4 protein-coding genes are annotated in these 3,212 nt (G+C 61.2%); 1 reads left to right on the forward strand and 3 read right to left on the reverse strand.

Annotation, left to right across the window (positions count from 1 at the left end):
* Positions 1–40: 40 nt before the first annotated feature.
* From L0H65_RS17010 to L0H65_RS17020, 3 genes are read right to left on the reverse strand one after another with little or no spacing between them, the layout of a single operon-like run.
* Complete coding sequence (locus tag L0H65_RS17010; RefSeq protein WP_301460415.1) at positions 41–976, reverse strand: tyrosine recombinase; 936 nt, start codon at positions 974–976, stop codon at positions 41–43.
* Positions 973–2,517, reverse strand: coding sequence for a hypothetical protein (locus L0H65_RS17015; protein ID WP_301460416.1), 1,545 nt, complete (start codon positions 2,515–2,517; stop codon positions 973–975). The genes L0H65_RS17010 and L0H65_RS17015 overlap by 4 nt, the downstream gene beginning before the upstream one ends.
* The gene (locus L0H65_RS17020; protein ID WP_301460417.1) at positions 2,507–2,641 is read right to left on the reverse strand and encodes a hypothetical protein; all 135 of its coding nucleotides are present in this window, start codon (positions 2,639–2,641) and stop codon (positions 2,507–2,509) included. Before L0H65_RS17020 ends, L0H65_RS17015 begins: the two co-directional genes overlap by 11 nt.
* A gap of 285 nt (positions 2,642–2,926) precedes the next feature.
* Between L0H65_RS17020 and L0H65_RS17025 the strand changes: the two genes are divergently transcribed.
* Positions 2,927–3,212, forward strand: a 286-nt coding sequence (locus L0H65_RS17025; protein ID WP_301460418.1) for a shikimate kinase, incomplete at its 3' end; no start/stop codon positions are given.

Here is a 3,212-nt window from a genome sequence, read left to right on the forward strand (position 1 = left end):
CTCTTTCACTTCAACCGTTCCGCTACCGGCTTTGGCCCAGTTAACCCTTGCGCGCAAGAGGGTGATGGTCAAGCACCAGCGCCTTGAGATGTTCATCGAGTACATGGGTATAGATTTCGGTTGTCGACAGGTCGGCGTGGCCCAGAAGGGTTTGGATTACCCTTAAATCGGCCCCCCCGGCCAGAAGATGGGTGGCAAAGGCGTGGCGCATCGTGTGCGGAGTCACCTTGGAAGGGTCCAGCCCCGCCTGCGCTGCGATGGCTTTGAGCAGGATAAAGAACTGTTGCCGGGTCATATGGCCCGCGGCACCGCGGCCCGGAAACAGAAATCGCGACGGCTTTAGGCCCTTGGCAACGGTCGCATCCTCAGCCGCGTCGCGCGCGTTCAACCAAGCCGCAAGTGCCGCTTTCGCCGGGGCCGACAGTGGCACCATACGCTCCTTGCCGCCCTTGCCGCGTACAAGGATCATCGCCGGGCCCCCACGCGCCGCCGCGACCGGCAACTCCACCAACTCCGAGACCCGCATTCCGGTGGCATAGATCAGTTCCACGAGGCAGGCATTGCGCAGCCGTTCATCGACCCCACGTCCGATTTCGGCCGCGGCCTTGAGCAGCGCCTCGACTTCCGAAAGTTCCAGCGTTTTTGGCAGGCTTTTCACCCGGCCGGGTCCTTTGATCCGTAAGCCGGGGTTTTCCTTGCGCCAGCCTTCCTCAAACGCGAAGCGGTAAAGCTGCCGGATCGCAGACAGGCGGCGGGAGCGGGTGGCTTTCGACAACCCCTGATCGTCACAGAAAATCAGATACTGCTCAATATCTCCACGCTCTGCCGCATCAAAACTGCTGCCCCGCCGCTCCAGCCACGCGGCGAAATCCAACAGATCGCGCCCATATGCAAGCCGGGTGTTTTTGGCCGCGTCAAGCTCTGCCGCTTGCGCCTCAAGAAACGTCGAAATCCAGCGCCCGGCGGCATCACTCATCCCCGGCGCTCCAGCAGCATCAGCTCCAGTGCAACACGGCGCGACAGATCATCAAGTCCGACATGGCGGAACAGTGCCAAACCTTCGGTGACTCCGCGCAGATCACCTTGCAGGCCGCGCTCAATCCGGTCCATCGCCAGCAAAATCGCCTCTCCCAACCGGTTTTCCGCCAACAGCGCCATCAGATCGGCGGGTGGATCGGGTTGGACGAAAGCAGGCGCAATGGCCCGCGCGAGGCTGTCCGGCGGTGTTACCCCTTGCAGGCTGCCGCGCGCCAAGCCAATCAGGAAGATTTCATTGGTATCGGCAGGGGTGCGGGCCAGTGCGGCCTTTTCATAAAGGCTCGACAGCAACTCCACCCGGAACGCCAGTGCCGCAGCGTCTCCAGTCAGCGGCAGACGCAACAGTTTTTCCGAAAACAACTCCGCGAACGGCACTTCGAGCGCCGCAGAGGCCATCATCGCCCAAGCCTGCGGCAAGGCCGCAGCAACTGCAACCGGGTCGTCCGCGCGCAAAGCGGTGTCGAAACGCTGGAATGCCTCCACCCGGTCCCAGACACCACCCGAAGCGGCAGGCTGACGTTCGGAATAGATGCCGAGCAAACGGTTCGGGTCGAGCACCGAGGCCGCCGACAACCGTTCCGCCGCCTCGATCTGGCCCTTCCAACCGGCAGTTTCGCCCAACTCTGCATGTGAAAACGCAAGCGGCAGTTGCGAGGTCGGCAAGCCTTCGCCAATCGCATCCAGCATCCGCCAAGCCAAAGGCGTCACCGGGGAGGGCGGCTCCAACGGTGGCTCACCCTCATAAAGATCGGGATCGAGAAAGCGCGACAACAGCGCATCATCGGCAGGATCGACATAACCCAGGGCCTGCGCCATCCGCAGCGTCAATGCGGCACCGGACCAGTCGCCGGAACGCGCAAGGCAGAAGACGCGGGCGGGGTAGGTGGGTGCAAGATTGGGGTTCTTTTGCAAATAGGTGCAGGCGTCGTCTTCTTCGTTCGTCAGCATCGCCACGTCGAAATAACGACGGAACACCTGCGGTGTCATCTTGCCAGAGGCTTCAATCAGCGCGTCGGCCTCCTCCAGCGCGGCCATATCCATCAGCTTGTCGATCCGCGCCAGCAGCAAAATCCCGCGCCCGCCGGCATCGGCAGGCGCTTGCGATTGTGCCAGAAGCAGCGTCAACATCAATCGCTGCAACGAGGGGAGCGCATCATCGCGCTTTACTGAAATCAGCGCCGCGATCTTTTCGGTTTCGCCCAACCCCCAAAGATTGGCAGGAAAGCCGGTGACACGCGGCGCCAGAACACCCGCGGCATCGGGCGACGGGCCGCCCAGCACCGAAACAATCACGTTTTGCGGCAGCGCGCCGCCCGCGCCGGCGACATCCGGTTCCGGCAGTGCCAGGGGTTTCGCAGGGGCGGAGACCGAACTCGAAAGCCAGTCGATCGCGGACAACGGTTCTTGCGACAGACCCGCCGACGCGGACCAGAGCACGCCGATCAAAGCCGCCGAAAAAGCTGCGCTTTCAATCCGCATCCAGAATCACCGGCGTTGTAACAACGCCTTGTTGCGGCGACAAATCGCCCAGATATGCAAAGCCCACCAACCCAATACCCGCTAAAATCACCAATATCGCTATGCCCTTAACGATCAGTTTCATGCCAACGCTTTCTTGCCCGACTTCCATTCGCCGAAATTCATCCTGAACCCGCAGGGTATCTCCCTTTGAATTCCGAAGTGTTCGGTCTGCTCTTGCTATTATATAGTCATTCTTAGCCGAGTTCACGCCCCAGCGCAAAGAAATGCGCAAAATTTGGCCGTGCGCCGCCCAACCCGGGTCGGGTCGCCAAAAACAATCCCGTAATTGATGGTGCGGGGCTGGACAGGCGGCAAGTCGGTTCGGTATTGGAGGACAGGGTGCGCGCGCAGGTCGGGGGGCTGAGACATCAGGATGCGGCTGAAGAAAACCGTCGTCATGGTCGGGATGATGGGGGCGGGAAAAACCGCTGTCGGCACTCAATTGGCGCGCATCCTTTCTGTGCCATTCATTGATTCCGATGAACAGATCGTGATCGCCGCCGATCGCAGCATTGCCGAGATTTTTGAACGCGATGGCGAGGCGTTCTTTCGCCGCAGAGAAAGCCAGATCATTGCGCGCCTGATGAACGGCCCGCCTTGTATCCTGTCCACTGGCGGTGGCGCATTTCTGTCCCCCGCCAACCGGGCGATCA

Source organism: Pseudorhodobacter sp., from assembly GCF_030452865.1.
GTDB lineage: Bacteria > Pseudomonadota > Alphaproteobacteria > Rhodobacterales > Rhodobacteraceae > Pseudorhodobacter.

Coding starts and splice junctions, on each gene's coding strand:
- L0H65_RS17020 (WP_301460417.1), bottom strand. CDS start 2,641: ATGAAACTGATCGTTAAGGGCATAGCGATATTGGTGATTTTAGCGGGT.
- L0H65_RS17015 (WP_301460416.1), bottom strand. CDS start 2,517: ATGCGGATTGAAAGCGCAGCTTTTTCGGCGGCTTTGATCGGCGTGCTC.
- L0H65_RS17010 (WP_301460415.1), bottom strand. CDS start 976: ATGAGTGATGCCGCCGGGCGCTGGATTTCGACGTTTCTTGAGGCGCAA.